The following is an 18355-nucleotide window of genomic DNA, read 5'->3' as shown; positions in this document are numbered from 1 at the left end:
GTCTGCGCAGAGGATAGGCAGGCCCTCCGAACACACCGGCACCGGCCGTGGGAGTAGCGTGCTCCGCCGTGGCCGTCGGCACAAGAGGCATCCTCCCGGCCGAGGTCGCGCTGGTCGCCCTCGGCGGCGCCGCCGGGACCGCCGCGCGGGTGGGCGCCGTGCTCGCCGTCCCCGACGCGGGCGGCCTGCCCACGACGGTCGCGGCCGTGAACGTGGTCGGCTCCCTGCTGCTGGGCCTGCTCGTCGGCCTGCTGGTGGCGCGCGGCGACGACACCGGCCCCCGCCGCCGGACCCGCCTGCTCCTCGGCGTCGGCGTGCTCGGCGGGTTCACGACCTACAGCACGTTCGCCGTCGACGTCGCGGTGCTGCTCGGCGAGCGGCCGGGCGCGGGCCTCGCGTACGCACTCGGCTGCCTGGTCGCCGGCTGGCTCGCGGCCCTGGCCGGCCTGCTGGGCGGCCGGGCCCTCGCCGGGAGGTCCGCGTGAGCGCCGCGCTCCTCGCGGGGATCGCGCTCGCCGGCGGAGCGGGCGCCGCGCTGCGCTTCGTGGTCGACACCGGGCTGCGCTCGCGGTTCGGCGACGGCGTCGGCACCTTCGCGATCAACCTGACCGGCTCCCTCCTGCTCGGCCTGCTCGTCGGCCTCGCTCCCCCGGCCGACGTCGCGCAGGTGCTCGGCACCGGCCTGCTGGGCGGGTACACGACCTTCAGCACCGCGATGCTCGAGCTCGCGCGGCTGGTCGAGGGGCGGCGCTGGCCCGCGGCCCTGGTCCACGGCCCCGGCATGGCCGTGCTCGGCGTCGCCGCCGCCGCGCTGGGGTGGTGGGTGGGCTGGCTGGTCTCAGCCGGTCGATGACGCGCCGTCGGCGCCGTGGCCGGTCGTGAGGTACGCGACCACGTCGGCGTGGCGGCGTACCTCGCGGACGTCGTCGGGCTCGCGCCCGACCCAGCCGACCCGGGGCTCGAGCCGGCGCACGACCCGGGCGGGCACGCCGGCGACGACGCTGTGGTCGGGCACCTCGCCGCGGACCACGGCGCCCGCGGCCACCACGACGTTGCGGCCCAGCCGGGTGCCGGGCAGCAGGATCGCGTGGTGCCCGACCCACGAGCCGTCCCCGACCACGACGGGCTGGTGCGTGCCGACCTGGAGGCCGACCGGCACGTCGGGGTCCTGGTAGCCGTGGCTGGCGTCGGAGACGAAGACGCCCTGGCCGAACCAGACGTCGTCGCCGAGCGTCACCGAGTCGTGGGCCGTGATGGTGGAGCGCGCGCCGATCACGCACCGGTCGCCGATCACGAGGCCCCGCTCGGGCAGCGGTGACCCGATCCCGTAGCCGACGGTGAGGGTGCAGGACCGGCCGACGAGCGTGTCGCGCCCGAGGTGGATCGCAGCGGCGCCGAAGAGCGTGGCGACGGGGAAGGCGATGCAGCTGCCGGGCCCGAAGGCGCCGAAGCGCGCGGCGGCGCGGGTGCCGGGGGCGATGGCGCCGTACCACTCCACCAGCCGCCGCGTGGAGTGCAGGGCGTCCGCGACGACGCGTCGGACGGGGCCGTCGAGCAGACGACGCGCGAGCGGGGACGGGAGCTGCGGCACCGGCGCAGGCTACCCGTGCCACGCTGGGGGCGTGTCCGGCTCGCTCGTCACCGTCCTCGTCGCGCTCGCGGCCAACGCGCTCGTCGCCGTCGCGAAGTCGGTGGCCGCCGCGCTCACCGGTTCGGCGTCGATGGTCGCGGAGGCGGCGCACTCGTGGGCCGACACCGGCAACGAGGTCGCCCTGCTGGCGGCCGAGCGGCGGGGCAGCCGTCCCCGCGACGACGCGCACCCCCGCGGCTACGGGCGTGCGTCCTACCTGTGGTCGCTCGTCGCGGCCTTCGGGCTCTTCGTCGCCGGCTCGGTGGTGGCGCTGTGGCACGGCGGCACCCAGCTCTGGGACGAGCTCCACGACACCGCGGTGCCCGAGGCGCCGGCGTACACCCTCAACTACGTCGTGCTGGGCGTCGCGTTCCTGCTCGAGGGCTTCTCGTTCCTCCAGGCCACGCGGCAGGTGCGCCGCGAGTCGCGGCGCTGGCACCTGCGGCCGCTGGCGTTCGTCTACCGGACCTCCGACCCGACCCTGCGCGCCGTGGTGCTGGAGGACTCCTCCGCGCTGGTCGGGCTCGCGCTGGCGGGCGCGGGGGTGCTGGCCCACCAGCTGACCGGCGACCCCGTCTACGACGCCCTGGGCTCGATCGCGGTCGGCCTGCTGCTCGGGGTCGTCGCGTTGTTCCTGATCCGGCGCAACATGGACTACCTGCTCGGCGAGGGCGTGCCGCCGCGGGTGCACGACGAGCTCGTGCGCCGGCTCTCGGCGCACCCGGCGGTCGACCGGCTGACGTACCTCCACGTGGAGTTCGTCGGGCCGCGACGGATCTTCCTCGTCGCGGCGGTGGACCTGACCGGCGACGACGACGAGCCCGTGCTGGCACGACGGCTGCGGGCGCTCGAGGCCGAGCTCGAGCAGGCGGACCTCGTCGAGGACGCCGTGCTGACGCTCTCGGCTCCCGAGGAGGAGCCGGTGCGGCTGCGCGGTACCGCCGGTGCCGCCGGGGACGCCGGGGACGCCGGGGACGCCGGGAACCTCAGAGGTGGTCGGGCACGATGATCGCGTCGGGGTCCTGCCGCACGGGCATGGCCTCGACGGCGTGACGCAGCGCCTCGCCCGCGGCGGCGACGGCCTTCTGCTGCTTGCGCGCCGACATCGAGGCCCACGAGCCCGGGCGCGCCGCCTCCAGCCGACGCTCCAGGGCGACCGCGGCCGCCTGGGCGTACTCGTCGGCGCTGAACTGCGGCGTCGCGCCCACCGTGGGCCGCTCGGGCAGCTCCGTGAGGCCCGGCAGCACGAGCTCGCCGGCCGCCACCAGGTGCGGGTAGCGGGCGCCCTTGCCGAGCTCGTCCCACGAGGAGGCTCCGGCCCGGGAGCGCAGCAGGCGCGGCAGCGCGTCGAACGTCGCGGAGGCCAGGGCCTCCACCGCGATGGTCATCTCCCGTTCGGTGAACCTCACCGAGCGCTCCCTCCCAGGTCCGGTGCGCCGCGCACGACGCCGAGGTTCGATCCTAGGCCGTCGGGTCCGCGTCGAACCCGAAGGGCTTGCCCAGGGCGTACACCTCGAGGCACTCCACGGCGCCCGGGTCCGGGTCGTCGCGGCGGGCGTTCTCGCGCAGCCAGCCGTCGGCCATGCGCCAGTGCAGACCGTCGAACCAGAACACACCGGTGACCAGGTGCACCGGCGTCCCGGAGCCCTGCGTGTTGGGCAGCAGGTCGCCGGGGCGGTCGGTGACGGCGGCCCGCAGGTCGTCGGGGACGCCGTCGAACATGGCGCCGTAGTACGCCTCCGGCTCGACGCCGTCCCGCCCCCGGGCAGGCACGTCGGCGAGCTCGGAGCAGGGGTCGAACCAGGTGAGCAGCGCGCGGCCGTCGGCGGTGAAGTACCAGGCCGTGGCCCGGCCGTCGCCCCCGCGCCAGCCGTGGCGCTCGACGCCGTCGAGGACCACGGACGGTACGCCCGTGCGCTCCCCCACCACGCGTGCCCGTCGACGGACCTCCTCGAACGTCTCGCCCTCGACGACCTCGTCGTAGACGTAGCCGACGCTCAGGACGTCGATCACGGGCCGCTCGACCGAGCTGCGCGGGCAGACGGCGAGAGCGGCGTGCAGCTCGTGGGCGTTGCGGCGGCGCATCAGCACGACGACGCGGTTGTCGTCGATCGCCCAGACCTGCGCGTCGGCGGCCCGGAGCGATCCCATCACCACGTCGACCCAGCTGGCGGAGGACGACTCGGCGTCGCGGCGCTCGCGGCGCTCCGGCGCGCCGAGGCGCGTGGTCAGGGCGGCGAGGACCTCCTCGACCAGCGCCTCCCCCTGCGCCCGCACCTCGCCCGACGGGTCCTCGTGCCGGTCGACACCGACCAGGTAGAGCAGGTGCCCGCCGCCCGACGACGCGACCTCGACGCCGTCGACCTCGTGGTGCTCCCAGTCGTCGGGCAGGGCGCGGCCACCCAGGTGCAGCGCGAGGTCCACGACCGCCGGGGCGGGGAGGTCGATGAGGAGCTCCTCGCCCTCCTCGCTGGTCGCGCCCTCGCTGGTCGGACGCTCGGGGTCCGGAGCGTCGGCGGCGGAGCTCGGAGGGACCGCGGCGTCGAGGTCGAACGGACGCGCCCAGACCAGCGGCCCGACGGCGAGGCGGCTGCGCGGGTCGCCGTTCCAGTCGACCTGGAGCCCGGCGCTGCGCAGCGCCTCGGTGACGACCTGGCCCACCGCCGCGCTGGGATCGCCACCGCCGCCGGACATGTCGCTGAACCCGAGCACCAGCACCCCGTCGACGACGAGGCGGGCCAGGTCCTGCGTGTGGGCGTAGACGTAGCCGAGGCTGGGCGCGCCACGGTCGTCGGCGAGGGCGAGCGCGGCGGCGTACCCGTCCCGCGCCGCCTCCCGCGCGTCGAAGGCGGCGCCGAAGGACAGCGCGATGCCGTGGCGCGGCAGCGCGGACAGGACGCGCACCAGCGCGATGGTGTCCGTGGCCGGCTCGGTCACCAGCCGGTCGTGCGCCGCGATGACCTCGTCGACCACGGCGAGCGCGGCGTCGAGGTCCAGCGCGGGCTCGCCGGGGAACACGTGGGCGAACTCGCCGGTCACCACGAGGTCGTCGACCCGGTCGCGCAGGGACTCGCGGTCGTCCAGTCCGATCGCGACCTGGAGCATCACCCACCCCGCGAACGTGCTCTCGTCGGGCGAGGGGGTGGAGGCGAGCGCGGGGTGTCCGGTCATGGGCACCGGCGTGCCCCGGGGTCCGAGGGTCAAACCTGCTGGCGGGGTACCGGCCCCCCATGACCACCGACCCGAGCCAGCAGCCCGACCACGACGACCACGACCAGGACGCCGAGCCGCCGACCCCCGACGGGCGGGAGCCCGACACGCGACAGCTCGACCCGGACTCGGCGCCGGCGAGCGACCCCGACCCGGCGCCCGAGGACACGTGAGCGTCCGTCGGCAGAGATGACGAGAGCCCCTCCCCGACGATGTCGGAGAGGGGCTCTCGCTTCGGTCGGGCTGACAGGATTTGAACCTGCGACCCCTTGACCCCCAGTCAAGTGCGCTACCAAGCTGCGCCACAGCCCGAAGCCCGTCCGGGATCACCGGGCGGAGCGCGGGGAACACTACCGCAGCCCGAGCGCTGGGTTCGAATCGGGTGCTGCGGGGCCTCGCGAGCGCAGCGCGCCGGCGCTTCGGAGCCACCGGGAGCGGCCTTCCACAGCCCCCGATCGCCCTGGACCGAACTGTCGGTGGTGGGTGCTTGAGTGGGTCCATGGTAGGGGGAACGGGGACCTTCTCGCCGGGATCGGGGCATCCGGTGCTGGCGGCGATCGGCCGCGCCGACGAGCACGTCGGGGACGCGCTCGAGCTGGGTCTGCTGACGCTCGGCGAAGTGGATGCGCGGTCGGCCTTGGTGGCTGCGCAGCAGCTGATCAACCGCGCGACGGGACTGGTGGCGAGGCTCGCCGCACGTGCCGATGAGCTGCAGGTCGGCCACGTGGACGGGTCACCGTCGACCGCGGTGTGGTTCGCGAACGCGACCGGGACGACGCGGGGTGAGGCGCACCGGGTGGTGCGGGTCGGGCAGTCCGCGGAGAGGTACGTACGTCTGGCCGCGGCCGCCGCAACAGGTGCCGTGTCACTCGACCAGGCGGACGTGATCGTGCGAGCGCTGGATGCCCTGCCGGACGAGATCGACGCCGAGACCGTGGGTCGCGCCGAAGAGGTGCTGGTCGCAAACGCGGGCCGGTTCGACGCGCTCGCTCTACGCAAGCTCGGGAAGCGGATCCTTGACGTCGTCGCACCCGAGGTCGGCGAGGCCCACGAGGCACGGCTGCTCGCAGCCGAAGAACGGTCCGCCATGGCGGCCGCGTCGCTGACGCTGCGCGACCTCGGCGACGGCAGGACGTCGATCCGCGGTGTACTGCCCACCCTGCACGCCGAGATGCTCGGCAAGGCCCTCGACGCCTACGCCGCACCCGGTCACAAGAACGCCAACCCCGACGAGGCGGACCGGTTCACGACCGGGACCCCGTCGCCGCTGCGCCGAGGGGAGGCGTTCGTCGAGCTCATCGAGGCCCTGGACGCCCGCGACCTGCCCGACGTGGGCGGCACGAACGCGACAGTCGTGGTCACCCTGGACCTCGATGCGTTGCTGCGCGACCTGGGCGTCGCGACGTTGGACACCGGCGGGCGGATCAGCGCCGCCGAGGCCCGGCGCCTGGCGTGCTCGGCGAACCTCGTGCCAGCGGTCCTGGGCGGCGGCAGCGAAGTGCTCGACCTGGGGAGGTCGCAGAGATCTCACAGCAAGGCCCAACGCCTCGCCATCGCGATCCGCGACAAGACCTGTGTCACCGACGGCTGCGACCGACCAGCCCACCAGTGCCAGGTCCACCACTGGACCCTGTGGTCCGCCGGAGGCTCCACCACCGTCAGAGATGCCGGACTGCTGTGCGGCCACCACCACCGCAAGGTCCACGACCCCCGCTACGAGACCCGCCGCACCCGACACCCCCTCGGCCACACCAGCGTCCGATTCGTCCGTCGCCCCTGGATCTGATGACCCGACATGACCGGCCGGTCGGGTCCGCCGACGCGGCCGTACGCTGGCGCGATGCAGACCCCGGACACCGATCGCGACAACCTCGCCCGCGTCGGCCTCGTCGCGTACGGCGTCATCCACCTGCTGCTCGGCTGGCTGGCGGTGCAGCTCGCGCTCGGCGACCGCGAGGGCGAGGCGTCGACGACCGGGGCCATCCAGCAGCTCGCGCAGCAGCCGTTCGGGGGCGTCCTGGTCTGGGCGATCACCGTCGGGCTGTTCCTGCTCGCCCTGTGGCAGGCGGCCGAGGCGATCTTCGACCACCGCTCCGAGGAGAAGTCCGACCAGCTGCGCAACCGGGGGTCCGCGGCCGCGAAGACCGTGCTCTACATCGTCATGGGCACCAGCGCCGCGCGCATCGCGATGGGCTCCCAGAGCGGCGGCCAGGAGGAGCAGGCCAACACCCTCACCGCACGTCTGCTCTCGATGCCGGGCGGCCAGGTGATCGTCGGCGTCGTCGGGCTCGTCGTGCTCGGCGTCGGCGGCTACCTGATCTACAAGGGCGCGACCGACAAGTTCCTCGAGGACATCGCGCACTCCGGCACGGGCAACGCGGGCACGGCGTACACCTGGCTCGGCCGCGTCGGCTACGTCGCCAAGGGCATCGTGATCGGCGCGGTCGGCATCCTCTTCGGCTACGCCGCGGCGACGCACGACCCCGACGAGGCCGGCGGGCTGGACCAGGCGCTGCGGCAGGTCCTCGAGGCACCCGGCGGGCCCGTCCTGCTGGGAGCGCTCGGCGTCGGCATCGCAGCGTTCGGCGTGTTCTGCTTCGCGTGGGCCAAGCACGTCGACTGACCGGCCACCGAACCGCATGCCGCCCGCCCCCGACGTCCACGCCGTCCACCACGCCGTCCACCACGCCGTCCACCACGCCGTCGTCCGCACCGCCCCCGCCGACGCGCCGGTCGTGCTCCTCCTGCACGGGTTCGGCGCCGACGAGACGAGCCTCGCCGGTGTCGGGACGCGCCTGCCCGACGGTCTCCGCGTCGTCGTGCTGCGCGCACCGCTGACCCTGGCCCCCGGGCAGCACGCCTGGTTCCCGATCTCCACCCCGGGCAGCCCGGACCCCGACGCCGTGGCGCCGGGCGTCGCCGCGGCCCACGCCTGGGTCACCGAGCACGTCGCGCCCGACGTCGCCGTCGTGCCCGTGGGGTTCTCCCAGGGCGGGCTGGTCGCCAGCCAGCTGCTGCGCACCCGGCCGGAGCGCTACGCCGGCGCCGGGCTGCTCGGCGGGTTCGTCCTGCAGGGCGAGGCGGCCGGGGACGCCACGCTGCGGCGTACCCGTCCCCCGGTGTTCTCCGGCCGCGGCACCGCCGACACCGTGATCGCCGCCCACGCGGTCGAGCGCACCGACGGGTGGCTGCCGCTGCACACGACCGCGACCGTCCGCAGCTACCCGGGCCTGGGCCACACCGTGTCGGCCACGCAGGCCCGCGACCTCGCGGACTGGGTACGCACCGTGGTCGCCGCGGTGCACGCCTGAGCGACGGACCGTCCGCACCGGTCGATAGGTTGAGCGCCGTGACCCACCACTCCCCGCTCCGTGCCGTCGCCGTCTTCTGCGGCTCCTCGTTCGGCGACTCGCCGGCCTACGCCGACGCCGCCCGCCTGGTCGGACGCACACTGGCCGAGCGCGGCACCACGCTCGTCTACGGCGGCGGCAGCGTCGGCCTGATGGGCACGGTGGCCGACGCCGCGCTCGAGGCCGGCGGCGAGGTCGTCGGGGTGATCCCCCGCGCCCTGCACGAGCGCGAGCTCACCCACACCGGCTGCACCGAGGTGCTCGTCGTGGAGTCGATGCACGAGCGGAAGGCGATCATGGCCGAGCGCGCGGACGCGTTCCTGACGCTGCCCGGCGGCGCCGGCACGCTCGAGGAGGTCGCGGAGCAGTGGACGTGGGCCCAGCTCTCGATCCACGACAAGCGCAGCGGGTTCCTCGACGTCGAGGGGTTCTGGCAGCCCCTGCGCACCCTGCGCGACCAGATGGTCGAGCGTGGCTTCGTGCGCCCCACCCAGGGCGACATCGTCACCTTCGACGACGACCTCGACCGGCTCCTCGACGCGCTGGCCGCGGCGCCGACCTGGACCGACAAGTGGGACCGGCCCCGCGTGGCGCCTCCGGTCTGAGCGGCACCGGTCTGAGCAGCGCCACCGGTCCGGGCGGCACCCGTCAGGCGGACCTCGTCGCCCCGCCCGGCTCGTGGCGCCACGACCACACGGCCGCGGCGAGCGCTGCGCTGAGCAGCACCAGCGAGCAGCCGATGCCCCACCGCAGCGCGACGCCGGGATCGCCGGCCTGCTCCGCCGCCACCTGGTAGGCGGTCATCACCAGCGCCGCCCCGATCGCCGCGCCGATCCGCTGACCCGTCTGCAGGGCGCCCCCGGCCGCGCCGCCCATCCGGGTCGGCACGTCGGCCAGCGACAGCGTCATGTTCGGCGACACGACCGCGCCACCGCCGGCGCCCGCCACGAGCAGCGGCACCGACAGCACCAGCCACAGCGGCACGCCCTGCAGCGGCGCCGCCAGACCCAGCGCCAGCAGGCCGACCATCATCACGCCCAGCGCGACCACCGTCAGGACCCGGCCGACCCGGTCCACGACCCGGCCGGCGAGCGGGGAGGCGACCGCCGAGCCGATCGCGAACGGGCACAGCAGGAGTCCGGCCTCGAGCGCCGAGAGCCCGCGTCCCTCTTGCAGGAAGACGCTGAGCACGAGGAAGACGCCGGTGAAGCCGGTGAAGTACAGGGCGCCGACCGTGACGCCGCTGGCGTAACCGGGCGTGCGGCGCAGCAGCCCGACGTCGAGCAGGGGCGCTCCCCCGCGGCGTACCACCCGGTGCTCCCAGCGCACGAACGCCCAGCCGAGGGCCGGCACGAGCAGGAGCAGCACCAGCGGCAGGCGGGCGCCGCCCTCGAACGAGATGACGGGGACCAGCACGGCCAGCACCGTCGCGCCGAGCAGCACGGCGCCGAGGAGGTCGAGGCGCGTGCGGCCCGCGCCGTCGTCGGTGCGGCCCGGCACCATCCGCACGATCGGCAGCAGCAGCGCCAGGCCGATCGGCACGTTGACGAGGAAGATCCAGCGCCACCCGTCCTCGATGCCCGCCAGCGCGATGATGACGCCGCCGAGCACCGGCCCGATCGCGGACGACACGGAGACCACGAGGCCGAAGGTGCCGAACGCGACCCCGCGCTCGCGTCCCCGGAACAGGGTCTGGATGAGCCCGGAGTTCTGCGGGGTCAGCAGGCCCGCCGACGCGCCCTGGACGAGCCGGGCGACGATGAGCCACAGGGCGTCCGGTGCGAGCCCCGCGGCCGCGCTGGAGGCGATGAAGCCCAGCAGCCCGACCACCATGAGGCGTCGCCGGCCGAACGCGTCGCCGAGGCGCCCGCCGGTGACGAGCGTGAGGCCGAAGGTCAGGGCGTACCCCGAGACCACCCACTGGATGGTGCCCGGCCCCGTGCCCAGCGACTCGGTCATCGAGGGCACCGCGACGTTCACGATCGTGACGTCGAGCAGCACCATGAAGCCGACCACCAGGGAGACGCCCAGCACGCGCCAGCGGCGGGGGTCCGGCTCGTAGGGGTCCTGGCCCTCGGTGTCCTCCTCGACCGTGCTCGCGTCCGTCACGCCGCCACGCTAGTCCGGGCCCGGTCGTGCGCCCCGGCGCTACGGTGGCTCCCGCCGGTCCGAGACCCGGGCCGGCGGAGGAGGGAAGCGATGCTCGTCGCAGGACTGGTGCTCACCGGCGTCGCCGCCGCCATCCACGTCTACATCTTCGCGCTGGAGTCGTTGTGGTGGCGCACGCGCGCCCGCGCCGTGTTCGGCACGAGCCCCGAGCAGGCCGAGCAGACGGCGGAGATGGCGTTCAACCAGGGCTTCTACAACCTGTTCCTCGCGATCGCGATCATCGTCGGCACCGTGCTCGTCGCGCTCGACGAGCGGGCCGTCGGCGTGACCCTCGTGCTCACCGGCGCCGCCTCGATGGTGGCCGCCGGGCTGGTGCTCGTGCTGTCCTCGCCCGCCAAGGCACGACCGGCGCTCGTCCAGCTCGTGCCGCCGCTGGTCGGCGGCGTGCTGGTCGTGCTCGCCGTGTCCTGACGCGACGCGCTCCCCTCCCCCTTCCCCCGACGAGAGGACGTCCACCCATGTCTCCCACCACCGTCAGCACGCAGGTCCAGCTGGTCCGCCGCCCGGAGGGCTGGCCGGTGCCCGAGGACTTCCGCACCGTCCAGGTCACCCTGGACGACCTCGCCCCCGGCGAGGTGCGCGTGCGCAACGAGTTCGTCTCCGTCGACCCCTACATGCGGGGTCGGATGAACGACGCCAAGAGCTACGTGCCCCCCTTCGAGCTCGACGCCACGATGACCGGCGGGGCCGTCGGTCGCGTGGTCGAGTCCCGCGACGACGCACTGGCGGTCGGCACGCTCGTGCTGCACCAGCTGGGCTGGCGCGACGTCGCGCAGGCGCCCGCCCGGGAGTTCCGCGCCGTGCCCGAGGTGCCGGGCGGCGCGCCGTCCTCGCTGCACCTGGGCGTGCTCGGCATGCCGGGGCTGACGGCGTACGTCGGACTCACCGCCGTCGCGGGCGTCCAGGAGGGCGACACCGTCTTCGTCTCCGGCGCCGCGGGGGCCGTCGGCACCGCGGTGGGCCAGGTCGCGCGCCTGCTCGGCGCCGGCCGCGTCATCGGCTCGGCCGGGTCGGCCGAGAAGGTCGCGCTGCTGCAGGAGCGCTACGGCTACGACGCCGCCTTCGACTACAAGGCCGGCTCCGTGCGCGAGCAGCTCGCCGCCGCCGCACCCGACGGCATCGACGTCTACTTCGACAACGTCGGCGGCGACCACCTCGAGGCGGCCCTCTGGTCGTTCAACCAGGGCGGCCGGGCCGCGATGTGCGGCGCGATCGGCGACTACAACGCCGACTCGGCCCCGTCGGGCCCCCGCAACATGTTCCGCGTCGTCACCAACGGCCTGACGCTGAAGGGCTTCATCGTCAGCACCTACGGCCACCTGGCCGGCGAGTTCGCCGAGCGGATGGGCGCCTGGTTCGCCGAGGGACGGATCGTCCACGACGAGACCGTCGTCGACGGCGTGGACAACGCGGTGGACGCGTTCCTGTCGATGATGCGCGGCGGCAACATCGGCAAGATGGTCGTGCGGGTCTGACGCAGGTCCCTGGGCGGTCGGGGGCGGCGCGCGGTCAGCGGAAGTCCCGCGACGCCGCCCTCGCCTGCAGGATCTCCCCGGCCCCGGGCACCACGACGTCGATCGCCTCGAGCCGGTCGGCGACCAGGTTGGTGACGCCCTCGGTGCGCTCGAGGATCCCGCGCACCACGACGGCGACCCGGTTGCGGGCCACCTGGCGGTGCCGGGTGAACACCCCCACCGAGCACACGACGTTGAGCATCCCGGACTCGTCCTCGAGGTTGAGGAACGTGATGCCCTGCGCCGTGCCCGGCCGCTGACGGTGCGTGATCAGCCCGGCGACGTGCACGCGACGGTTGGCCTCGACGGCGTCGAGGTCGCCGATCGCGTGCACGCCGGCGGCCCGCAGCAGCCCGCGCAGGTGCTCGACCGGGTGGTGCTCCGGGGAGACCCGGGTGGCCCACAGGTCGGCGAGGGTCTCCTCGACGGTGCTCATCCCCGGCAGCGCCGGGGCGGCGGGGGTCGGCGTCGTGCCGGGCAGGTGGTCGCCGCTCTCGGCGTACCCGGCCGCCCACAGCGCCTCGCGCCGCTCCAGCCCGAAGCAGCCCAGGGCCCCGGCGGTCGCCAGCGCCTCCAGCTGCGCCGAGGTCAGGTCGGCGCGTCGCGAGAGGTCGGTGACGTCGCGGTACGCCCCCTGCTCGCGCACCGCGACCACCCGCTCGGCGACCTCGCGGCCGATCCCCCGCACCGAGTCCAGCCCGAGGCGCACCGCCAGGTCCCCGTCGCGACGGTGCGGCGCGGTGGGACCGTCGTACGCCGGTCGCTCACCCGCCGCGACCGGCTCCAGGTCGGCCCTCGCCGAGGACAGCGCGACGTCGGGGCGCAGCACCAGCACGCCGTGGCGCCGGGCGTCGCCGACCAGCGACTGCGGCGAGTAGAAGCCCATCGGCTGGTTGCGCAGCAACCCGGCCAGGAACGCGGCCGGGTAGCGCAGCTTGAACCACGAGGAGTGGTAGACGAGCAGCGCGAAGCTGAGCGCGTGCGACTCCGCGAAGCCGAAGTTCGCGAAGGACAGGATCTGGGTGTAGATCGCGTCCGCGGCCGGGCCGGTCAGGCCACGGCGCGCCATCCCGGCGTACAGCTTCTCCTTGACCGACTCGATCCGCTCGACCCCGCGCTTGGAGCCCATCGCCCGCCGCAGCAGGTCGGCGTCGTCGCGGGTGCAGTCGCCGACGGCGACGGCCATCGCCATCAGCTGCTCCTGGAACAGCGGCACGCCGAGGGTGCGCTCGAGCACCGGCTCGAGGTCGCGGTGCGGGTAGCTCACCGGGTCCTTGCCCATGGCGCGGCGGACGTACGGGTGCACCGCGCCGCCCTGGATCGGCCCCGGGCGGATCAGCGCGATCTCGATCGCCAGGTCGTAGAAGCAGCGTGGCTGCAGGCGCGGCAGGGTGCCGATCTGCGCGCGGCTCTCGACCTGGAACACGCCGATCGAGTCGGCGCGGCACAGCATGTCGTAGACCTCCGGCTCCTCGCGCGGGACGGTCTCCAGCCGCCAGCGCACCCCGAGGTGCTGCTCGACCAGCCGCATCATGTGGTCGAGCGCGCCGAGCATCCCCAGACCGAGCAGGTCGAACTTGACCAGGCCCATCGACTCCGCGGCGTCCTTGTCCCACTGGATGACGGTGCGCTTCTCCATCCGGGCGCGCTCGATCGGCACGACCTCGCCGATCGGGCGCTCGGTGAGCACCATCCCGCCGGAGTGGATGCCCAGGTGCCGCGGCGCCCCGAGCAGCTCCTCCGCGAGGTCGACCACCGGCTCGGGGATGCCGAGGTCGCGGTCCACCTCCCGGCCCCAGCCGTCGACCTGCTTGCTCCAGGCGTCCTGCTGGCCGGTCGAGTGCCCGAGCGCCTTGGCCGCGTCGCGCACCGCCATCCGCGGCCGGTAGGTGATCACGTTCGCCACCTGCGCGGCGTTGTGGCGCCCGTAGGTCTCGTAGACCCACTGGATCACCTCCTCGCGCCGGTCGGAGTCGAAGTCGACGTCGATGTCGGGCTCCTCGTCGCGGTGCTCGGAGATGAACCGCTCGAACGGCAGCTGGTAGTAGACCGCGTCGACCGCGGTGATGCCGAGCGCGTAGCAGACCGCCGAGCTCGCGGCGCTGCCCCGGCCCTGGCAGAGGATGTCGCGGCTGCGGGCGAAGGCGACGATGTCGTGGACGATGACGAAGTAGCCCGCGAAGTCCTTGCGGACGATCACCTCCAGCTCCGCCTCGACCCGCTCGCGTGCCTCGGCCTCGGCGGGCGTGCCGGCGTAGCGCTCGGCGAAACCGCGCTCGGTGAGCACCCGCAGCCAGCTCGCCGCGGTGTGGCCCTCGGGGATGTTGCGGCTCGGCAGCCGCGGGGAGGCCGCGGAGAGGTCGAAGGCGAGCTCGTCCGCGAGCGTCACGGAGCGCGCGACCGCCCCCGCGTACCGCTCGAACATCCGGGCCATCTCGGCGCCGCTGCGCAGGTAGGCCGCGGGGCCCGGCGTCAGCCACCCGTCCATGTCCGCCAGGCTGCGGCGCGCGCGCACCGCCGCCATCGTCGCGGCCAGGCGGTGCCCGGGCGGCGTCGCGTGGTGGACGTTGTTCGTCGCGAGCACGGGCAGCCCCTGCTCGGCGGCGAGCCCGGCCAGCAGGTCGTTGGTCTCGAGGTCCGTCGCTCGCCCGTGCCGGGTCAGCTCGACGACGACGTGCTCGGCACCGAAGAGCCCGACGAGCCGGGCGGTCTCGGCGGCCGCCGCCGCGGGACCGTGGGCAGCCAGGGCGCTGCGCACGGTGCCCTTGCGGCACCCCGTCAGCACCACCCAGTGCCCCCGGCCGCGCTCCGCGAGCTCGTCGAGGTCGTAGACCGGGCGGCCCTTCTCGTCACCGCGCAGGTGGGCGTCGGTCATCGCGGCCGCGAGCCGGTGGTAGCCCTCGACCCCGCGCGCCAGGACCAGCAGGTGCTGCCCCTCCGGGTCCGGGACCCCGTTCTGCGGGCCGCCCAGGCCCAGGGACAGCTCGGCGCCGTAGACGGTGCGCAACGGCGTACGCCCCGGCGCGGGCGCCACGGCCGCCGCGGCCTCGGCGAGCATCGGCGCCCCGTAGAACCCGTCGTGGTCGGTCAGCGCGATCCCGTGCAGCCCCAGCCGGGCGGCCTCGGCGACCAGGTCCTCCGGCGAGCTCGCGCCGTCGAGGAAGCTGTAGTGGCTGTGGCAGTGCAGCTCGGCGTAGGGCACCGTCGGCCCGCTCGGCGCCGCCACGTCGATCCGCGAGGGTCGTCGCCGACGCCGCGAGATCGGCGCGTCGTCCGCGCCGGGACGCCCGGAGAGCCGGCGCTCCAGCTCGCTCCACGGCACCGCGGGGTTGTTCCAGCCCATCAGTCGTAGCCCGCCTCGACCCACCAGGCGCCGTCCACGCAGGCCATCAGCCAGGCGCGCCCGTCCACCCCGACGACCTGGAAGCGCGCGGCCCGCCGCGTCGGCGAGCCGTCGGCCTCCCACCAGCTCTCGTCCATCGGCCACGGCCCGGCCCACGCTTCGATCGGCAGCCAGCCGGCGTCGGGGGTCCGCACGATCGTCGGCTCCCCGCTGACCCAGCCCCGCTCGTCGACCTCGACCGGCACCCCGGTCGCGTCCTGCACCTCGCTCGGCAGCGGGGACGCGAAGACCCGCACCGGCGCGGGCGCGGGGATCTGCCCCGGCCACGGCTGCTCGGGCGAGCGGACCACGCGGACGCGCTCCCCCCAGGCCACGGTGCGCTGGCGCGCGGCCGGCGTACGCCCGCCCTGGGCCAGCGGGACCCGCACCGCGTCGTAGCCGAGCAGCGCCTGCACCCGCGCCATCCCCCGCTCCACCTGCTCGGAGGCACCGCCGCCCCACAGCCCCTCGGCGTGCGCGGACTCGGGCTCGGTGGTCTCGGGCAGGAACCGCACCCGCGTGACCGGCTCGGTGACCGCCGCGACCGCGCGGCGGCTGCGCACCGAGCCCTGGGCCTGCCCCTGCAGCTGCCAGTGCACCCGGTCGACGAGGTCGCGGGCCGTGAAGTGCCGCGGGTGCAGCCACTCGCGCGAGGAGACCACCACGTCCTCGCCGTGCGGCCCCGCGCAGGACGCCTCGACGCGCACGGAGGTCGCGACCAGCTGCCGCTCGGCCAGCCCGGCCACGAAGCGCTCGGCGGTCGTGCGCACGCTGAAGCAGATCGCCTCCACCGAGTCCAGCGGCGGCTCGAAGCCGACGTCGCAGGCCAGCTCGGGCGGCGGCGTGCGCGACGCCAGCGGGCCGGAGCGCTCGCCGCGGACGCGGCGGTGGACCTGCTCGCCGTACGCCCCGAAGCGGCGCGCGACGTCGGCCACCGGCAGCGCGGCGAGGTCGCCGAGGATGCGCAGACCCAGCCGGTGCAGCAGGGAGACCAGCTCGCCGGCCTCCGGGTCGGCCAGCAGCGCCTCGACGGGCAGCGAGCGCAGGTAGGCCGCCGAGCCGCCCGGCTCGACCACCTCGTGGCCCTGCACGTCGGTGCGCCGCGCGGCCTGCTCGGCGGTGAAGAGGTCGTCGGCGATGCCGATCCGCACGTCCCAGACCCCGGCCGAGACGAGGGCCTCGGCGAAAGTCGCCGCGGCGTGGTCCTCCGCGCCGAAGCGGCCCGGGCCGCGCACGGCGAGCAGGCCGGGGCGCAGCGGTGCGACGCCGGGACGCAGCTGCTCCACCACCCCGAGCACCGTCTCGAACGCGCGGGCGTCGCGGTCGGTGTCGGCGTCGAGCAGCACGAGCTCGGGGCAGCGCCCCTGGGCGTCGCGGCGCCGCATCCCCCGACGCACCCCTTCGGCCCGGGCGGGAGCGTTGCAGACCTCGACGTGGTTGCCGTTGAGGACCGCCGCGGGCAGCGCCGCGGAGAGGCCCTCGTCGGCGAGGGCGGCGACGACCGACCAGTCGGGACACCACACGGCCAGCACGCGGCTCACCCCGCGACCTCGAGACGGACCTCGGCGCTGCGCGGCGGGGCGGCACCCCGGCGCACGACCACACGGGCCGAGCGCGAGCGCAGCCGTCCGTCCCCGCGCTCGGGGCCGCCCCAGCGGCTCTCCTCGACGCCCAGCCGGGCCTCGCAGCGTGGCCACTCGCCCCACACCACCAGCACCGCGGAGCGCTTGCGCAGCCGGGCCTCGAGGACGCTCGCCGCCCGGGCGTCGACCCGCGCGGGCGGACGGAGCACGACGAGGCGGACCACGTCGACGAGCGCGGCGGTGGCCTCCAGCCACAGCTCGCCCGGGTCGGGCACCAGCACCGTGCGGGCGGGGTCGGCGCCGAGCTCGACCGCCGCCTCGACCCCGAGGTCGGGCCACCCCACCGCGGCCGTCCACTCCCCCGCGCCGGACGCGCCGGCGAGCAGGGTGAGGGCGAGCCGGGCGGTGTCGACGCCGTACGCCGCGCCCGCACGCAGCTGCAGCAGACCGCTCAGCGACGGGTGCGTCGGCACCGTCTCGCGCGCCGGTCCGCCCTCCAGCGCGGCGACCTTGCGACGCAGCTGGGCGACGACCGCGAGCGGGTCGTCGGCGGTGGCGAGGGCGGGGACGGACACAGGACGATGATCGAACATTTGTTCGAACAACACAAGCGATGGCGACGGTTGCCCGCCCGCCTTTCCATGCGTATGTTCTGCATCAATCTCGGACTCAGGAGGTCGCTGTGGGACCCTTCGACGGACAGGTCGTCCTCGTCACCGGAGCAGCTCGCGGCCAGGGCCGCAACCACGCCGTCCGCTTCGCGCGCGAGGGCGCGGACGTCATCGCCACCGACCTCTGCGCCCCGGTCGGCGGCGCTCCCTACGACATGGCCACGCCCCAGGACCTCGAGCAGACCCGGCGCCTCGTCGAGGCCGAGGGGCGCCAGGTCGTGACCGCCGAGGCGGACGTCCGCGATCCGGGCGTCCTCGCCGCGGCGGTCGACGACGGCGTCGCCCGCCTCGGCCGGCTCGACGTGGTCGTCGCCAACGCCGGGATCGCCGGCAGCTACCCCGTCGCCGACCTCACCGACGACATCTGGCGCGACATGCTCGACACCAACCTCACCGGGGTCTGGAACACGGTGCGGGCGGCGCTCCCCCACGTGCGGGCCGGAGGGCGCGGCGGCAGCCTCGTCCTGATCAGCTCCATCGCCGGGCTCAAGGGCCTGCCCAACAACGCGCACTACGCGGCGGCCAAGCACGGCGTCCTCGGCATCATGCGCAGCCTCGCCAACGAACTGGGTCCCGAGGGCATCCGCGTCAACGCGGTCCTCCCCACCAACGTCAACACGCGGATGCTGCTCAACGACGCGATCTACCGACTGTTCCTCCCCGAGGCCGAGGCCCCGAGCCGCGAGGACGTCGAACCGATGTTCCACGCGATGCACGCCCTCGACGTGCCGTTCGTCGAGGTCGACGACGTCAGCAACGCGGTGCTGTTCCTCGCCGGCGAGACCGCCCGCTTCGTGACGGGGACGGCCCTGCCGGTGGACGCCGGCGCCCTCGTCAGGTAGCGCC

18 protein-coding genes and 1 tRNA gene are annotated in these 18355 nt (G+C 75.1%); 11 read left to right on the top strand and 8 right to left on the bottom strand.

Going from position 1 to position 18355, the window contains the following annotated elements:
* Positions 1 to 68: 68 nt before the first annotated feature.
* Both RDV89_RS04245 and RDV89_RS04240 read left to right on the top strand, forming a co-directional pair.
* Positions 69 to 485, top strand: coding sequence for a CrcB family protein (locus RDV89_RS04245; protein WP_315731612.1), 417 nt, complete (start codon positions 69 to 71; stop codon positions 483 to 485).
* A complete protein-coding gene (locus RDV89_RS04240; RefSeq protein ID WP_315731610.1) occupies positions 482 to 853 on the top strand; it encodes a CrcB family protein in 372 nt (123 codons plus the stop codon). The genes RDV89_RS04245 and RDV89_RS04240 overlap by 4 nt, the downstream gene beginning before the upstream one ends.
* Here the strand turns inward: RDV89_RS04240 and RDV89_RS04235 are convergent.
* Entirely contained in the window at positions 839 to 1591 is a 753-nt protein-coding gene (locus tag RDV89_RS04235) for an acyltransferase (protein WP_315731608.1), read from the bottom strand. The two genes, RDV89_RS04240 and RDV89_RS04235, sit on opposite strands and share 15 nt — an antisense overlap.
* 31 nt (positions 1592 to 1622) lie before the next feature.
* On the opposite strand from RDV89_RS04235, the gene RDV89_RS04230 reads away from it, so the two are divergent.
* Positions 1623 to 2639, top strand: coding sequence for a cation diffusion facilitator family transporter (locus RDV89_RS04230; RefSeq protein WP_315731606.1), 1017 nt, complete (start codon positions 1623 to 1625; stop codon positions 2637 to 2639).
* Here RDV89_RS04230 and RDV89_RS04225 read toward each other — a convergent pair.
* Positions 2617 to 3039, bottom strand: a complete 423-nt coding sequence (locus RDV89_RS04225; RefSeq protein ID WP_315731604.1) for a hypothetical protein — start codon at positions 3037 to 3039, stop codon at positions 2617 to 2619. The genes RDV89_RS04230 and RDV89_RS04225 overlap by 23 nt on opposite strands.
* Positions 3040 to 3091: 52 nt before the next feature.
* The gene (locus RDV89_RS04220; protein ID WP_315731602.1) at positions 3092 to 4801 is read right to left on the bottom strand and encodes a DUF6891 domain-containing protein; all 1710 of its coding nucleotides are present in this window, start codon (positions 4799 to 4801) and stop codon (positions 3092 to 3094) included.
* Positions 4802 to 4860: 59 nt separating this feature from the next.
* Between RDV89_RS04220 and RDV89_RS04215 the strand changes: the two genes are divergently transcribed.
* A complete protein-coding gene (locus tag RDV89_RS04215; protein WP_315731600.1) occupies positions 4861 to 5013 on the top strand; it encodes a hypothetical protein in 153 nt (50 codons plus the stop codon).
* A 65-nt stretch (positions 5014 to 5078) separates the two neighbouring features.
* Here RDV89_RS04215 and RDV89_RS04210 read toward each other — a convergent pair.
* A tRNA-Pro gene (locus RDV89_RS04210) sits at positions 5079 to 5152 on the bottom strand.
* A gap of 187 nt (positions 5153 to 5339) precedes the next feature.
* Here RDV89_RS04210 and RDV89_RS04205 point away from each other — a divergent pair.
* From RDV89_RS04205 to RDV89_RS04190, 4 genes are read left to right on the top strand one after another with little or no spacing between them, the layout of a single operon-like run.
* Positions 5340 to 6626: an HNH endonuclease signature motif containing protein gene (locus RDV89_RS04205; protein WP_315731598.1), complete on the top strand. Its 1287-nt coding sequence runs from the start codon at positions 5340 to 5342 to the stop codon at positions 6624 to 6626.
* Positions 6627 to 6680: 54 nt separating this feature from the next.
* Complete coding sequence (locus RDV89_RS04200) at positions 6681 to 7463, top strand: DUF1206 domain-containing protein (protein ID WP_315731596.1); 783 nt, start codon at positions 6681 to 6683, stop codon at positions 7461 to 7463.
* 16 nt (positions 7464 to 7479) lie between these two features.
* Positions 7480 to 8151, top strand: a complete 672-nt coding sequence (locus RDV89_RS04195; RefSeq protein ID WP_315731594.1) for an alpha/beta hydrolase — start codon at positions 7480 to 7482, stop codon at positions 8149 to 8151.
* A 38-nt stretch (positions 8152 to 8189) separates the two neighbouring features.
* Positions 8190 to 8795, top strand: a complete 606-nt coding sequence (locus RDV89_RS04190; protein WP_315731592.1) for an LOG family protein — start codon at positions 8190 to 8192, stop codon at positions 8793 to 8795.
* A gap of 43 nt (positions 8796 to 8838) precedes the next feature.
* On the opposite strand, the gene RDV89_RS04185 is transcribed toward RDV89_RS04190, so the two are convergent.
* Positions 8839 to 10299, bottom strand: a complete 1461-nt coding sequence (locus RDV89_RS04185) for an MFS transporter (RefSeq protein WP_315731590.1) — start codon at positions 10297 to 10299, stop codon at positions 8839 to 8841.
* Positions 10300 to 10389: 90 nt separating this feature from the next.
* On the opposite strand from RDV89_RS04185, the gene RDV89_RS04180 reads away from it, so the two are divergent.
* The gene (locus tag RDV89_RS04180; RefSeq protein ID WP_315731588.1) at positions 10390 to 10770 is read left to right on the top strand and encodes a DUF1304 domain-containing protein; all 381 of its coding nucleotides are present in this window, start codon (positions 10390 to 10392) and stop codon (positions 10768 to 10770) included.
* 47 nt (positions 10771 to 10817) lie between these two features.
* Complete coding sequence (locus RDV89_RS04175; protein ID WP_315731586.1) at positions 10818 to 11834, top strand: NADP-dependent oxidoreductase; 1017 nt, start codon at positions 10818 to 10820, stop codon at positions 11832 to 11834.
* Positions 11835 to 11868: 34 nt separating this feature from the next.
* Here the strand turns inward: RDV89_RS04175 and RDV89_RS04170 are convergent, their stop codons facing one another.
* Genes RDV89_RS04170 through imuA' form a run of 3 tightly spaced genes read right to left on the bottom strand, consistent with a single transcriptional unit; the run spans position 11869 to position 17413 of the window.
* Positions 11869 to 15216 carry an error-prone DNA polymerase gene (locus RDV89_RS04170; RefSeq protein WP_315731585.1) on the bottom strand — a complete coding sequence of 1116 codons (3348 nt, stop codon included), beginning with the start codon at positions 15214 to 15216 and terminating at the stop codon, positions 11869 to 11871.
* Positions 15216 to 16796, bottom strand: coding sequence for a DNA polymerase Y family protein (locus RDV89_RS04165; protein WP_315731583.1), 1581 nt, complete (start codon positions 16794 to 16796; stop codon positions 15216 to 15218). The genes RDV89_RS04170 and RDV89_RS04165 overlap by 1 nt, the downstream gene beginning before the upstream one ends.
* Positions 16793 to 17413 (bottom strand): DnaE2-dependent mutagenesis accessory factor ImuA', encoded by a 621-nt coding sequence (imuA', locus tag RDV89_RS04160; RefSeq protein WP_315731581.1) that lies wholly within the window; start codon positions 17411 to 17413, stop codon positions 16793 to 16795. Before imuA' ends, RDV89_RS04165 begins: the two co-directional genes overlap by 4 nt.
* A gap of 107 nt (positions 17414 to 17520) precedes the next feature.
* On the opposite strand from imuA', the gene RDV89_RS04155 reads away from it, so the two are divergent.
* Entirely contained in the window at positions 17521 to 18351 is an 831-nt protein-coding gene (locus tag RDV89_RS04155) for a mycofactocin-coupled SDR family oxidoreductase (protein ID WP_315731579.1), read from the top strand.
* The last annotated feature ends 4 nt before the right edge of the window (positions 18352 to 18355 follow it).

It is taken from the genome of Nocardioides imazamoxiresistens (assembly GCF_032378595.1).
In the GTDB taxonomy this organism is placed as follows: domain Bacteria; phylum Actinomycetota; class Actinomycetes; order Propionibacteriales; family Nocardioidaceae; genus Nocardioides; species Nocardioides imazamoxiresistens.
This window is presented reverse-complemented; position numbering and strand designations above follow the sequence as displayed.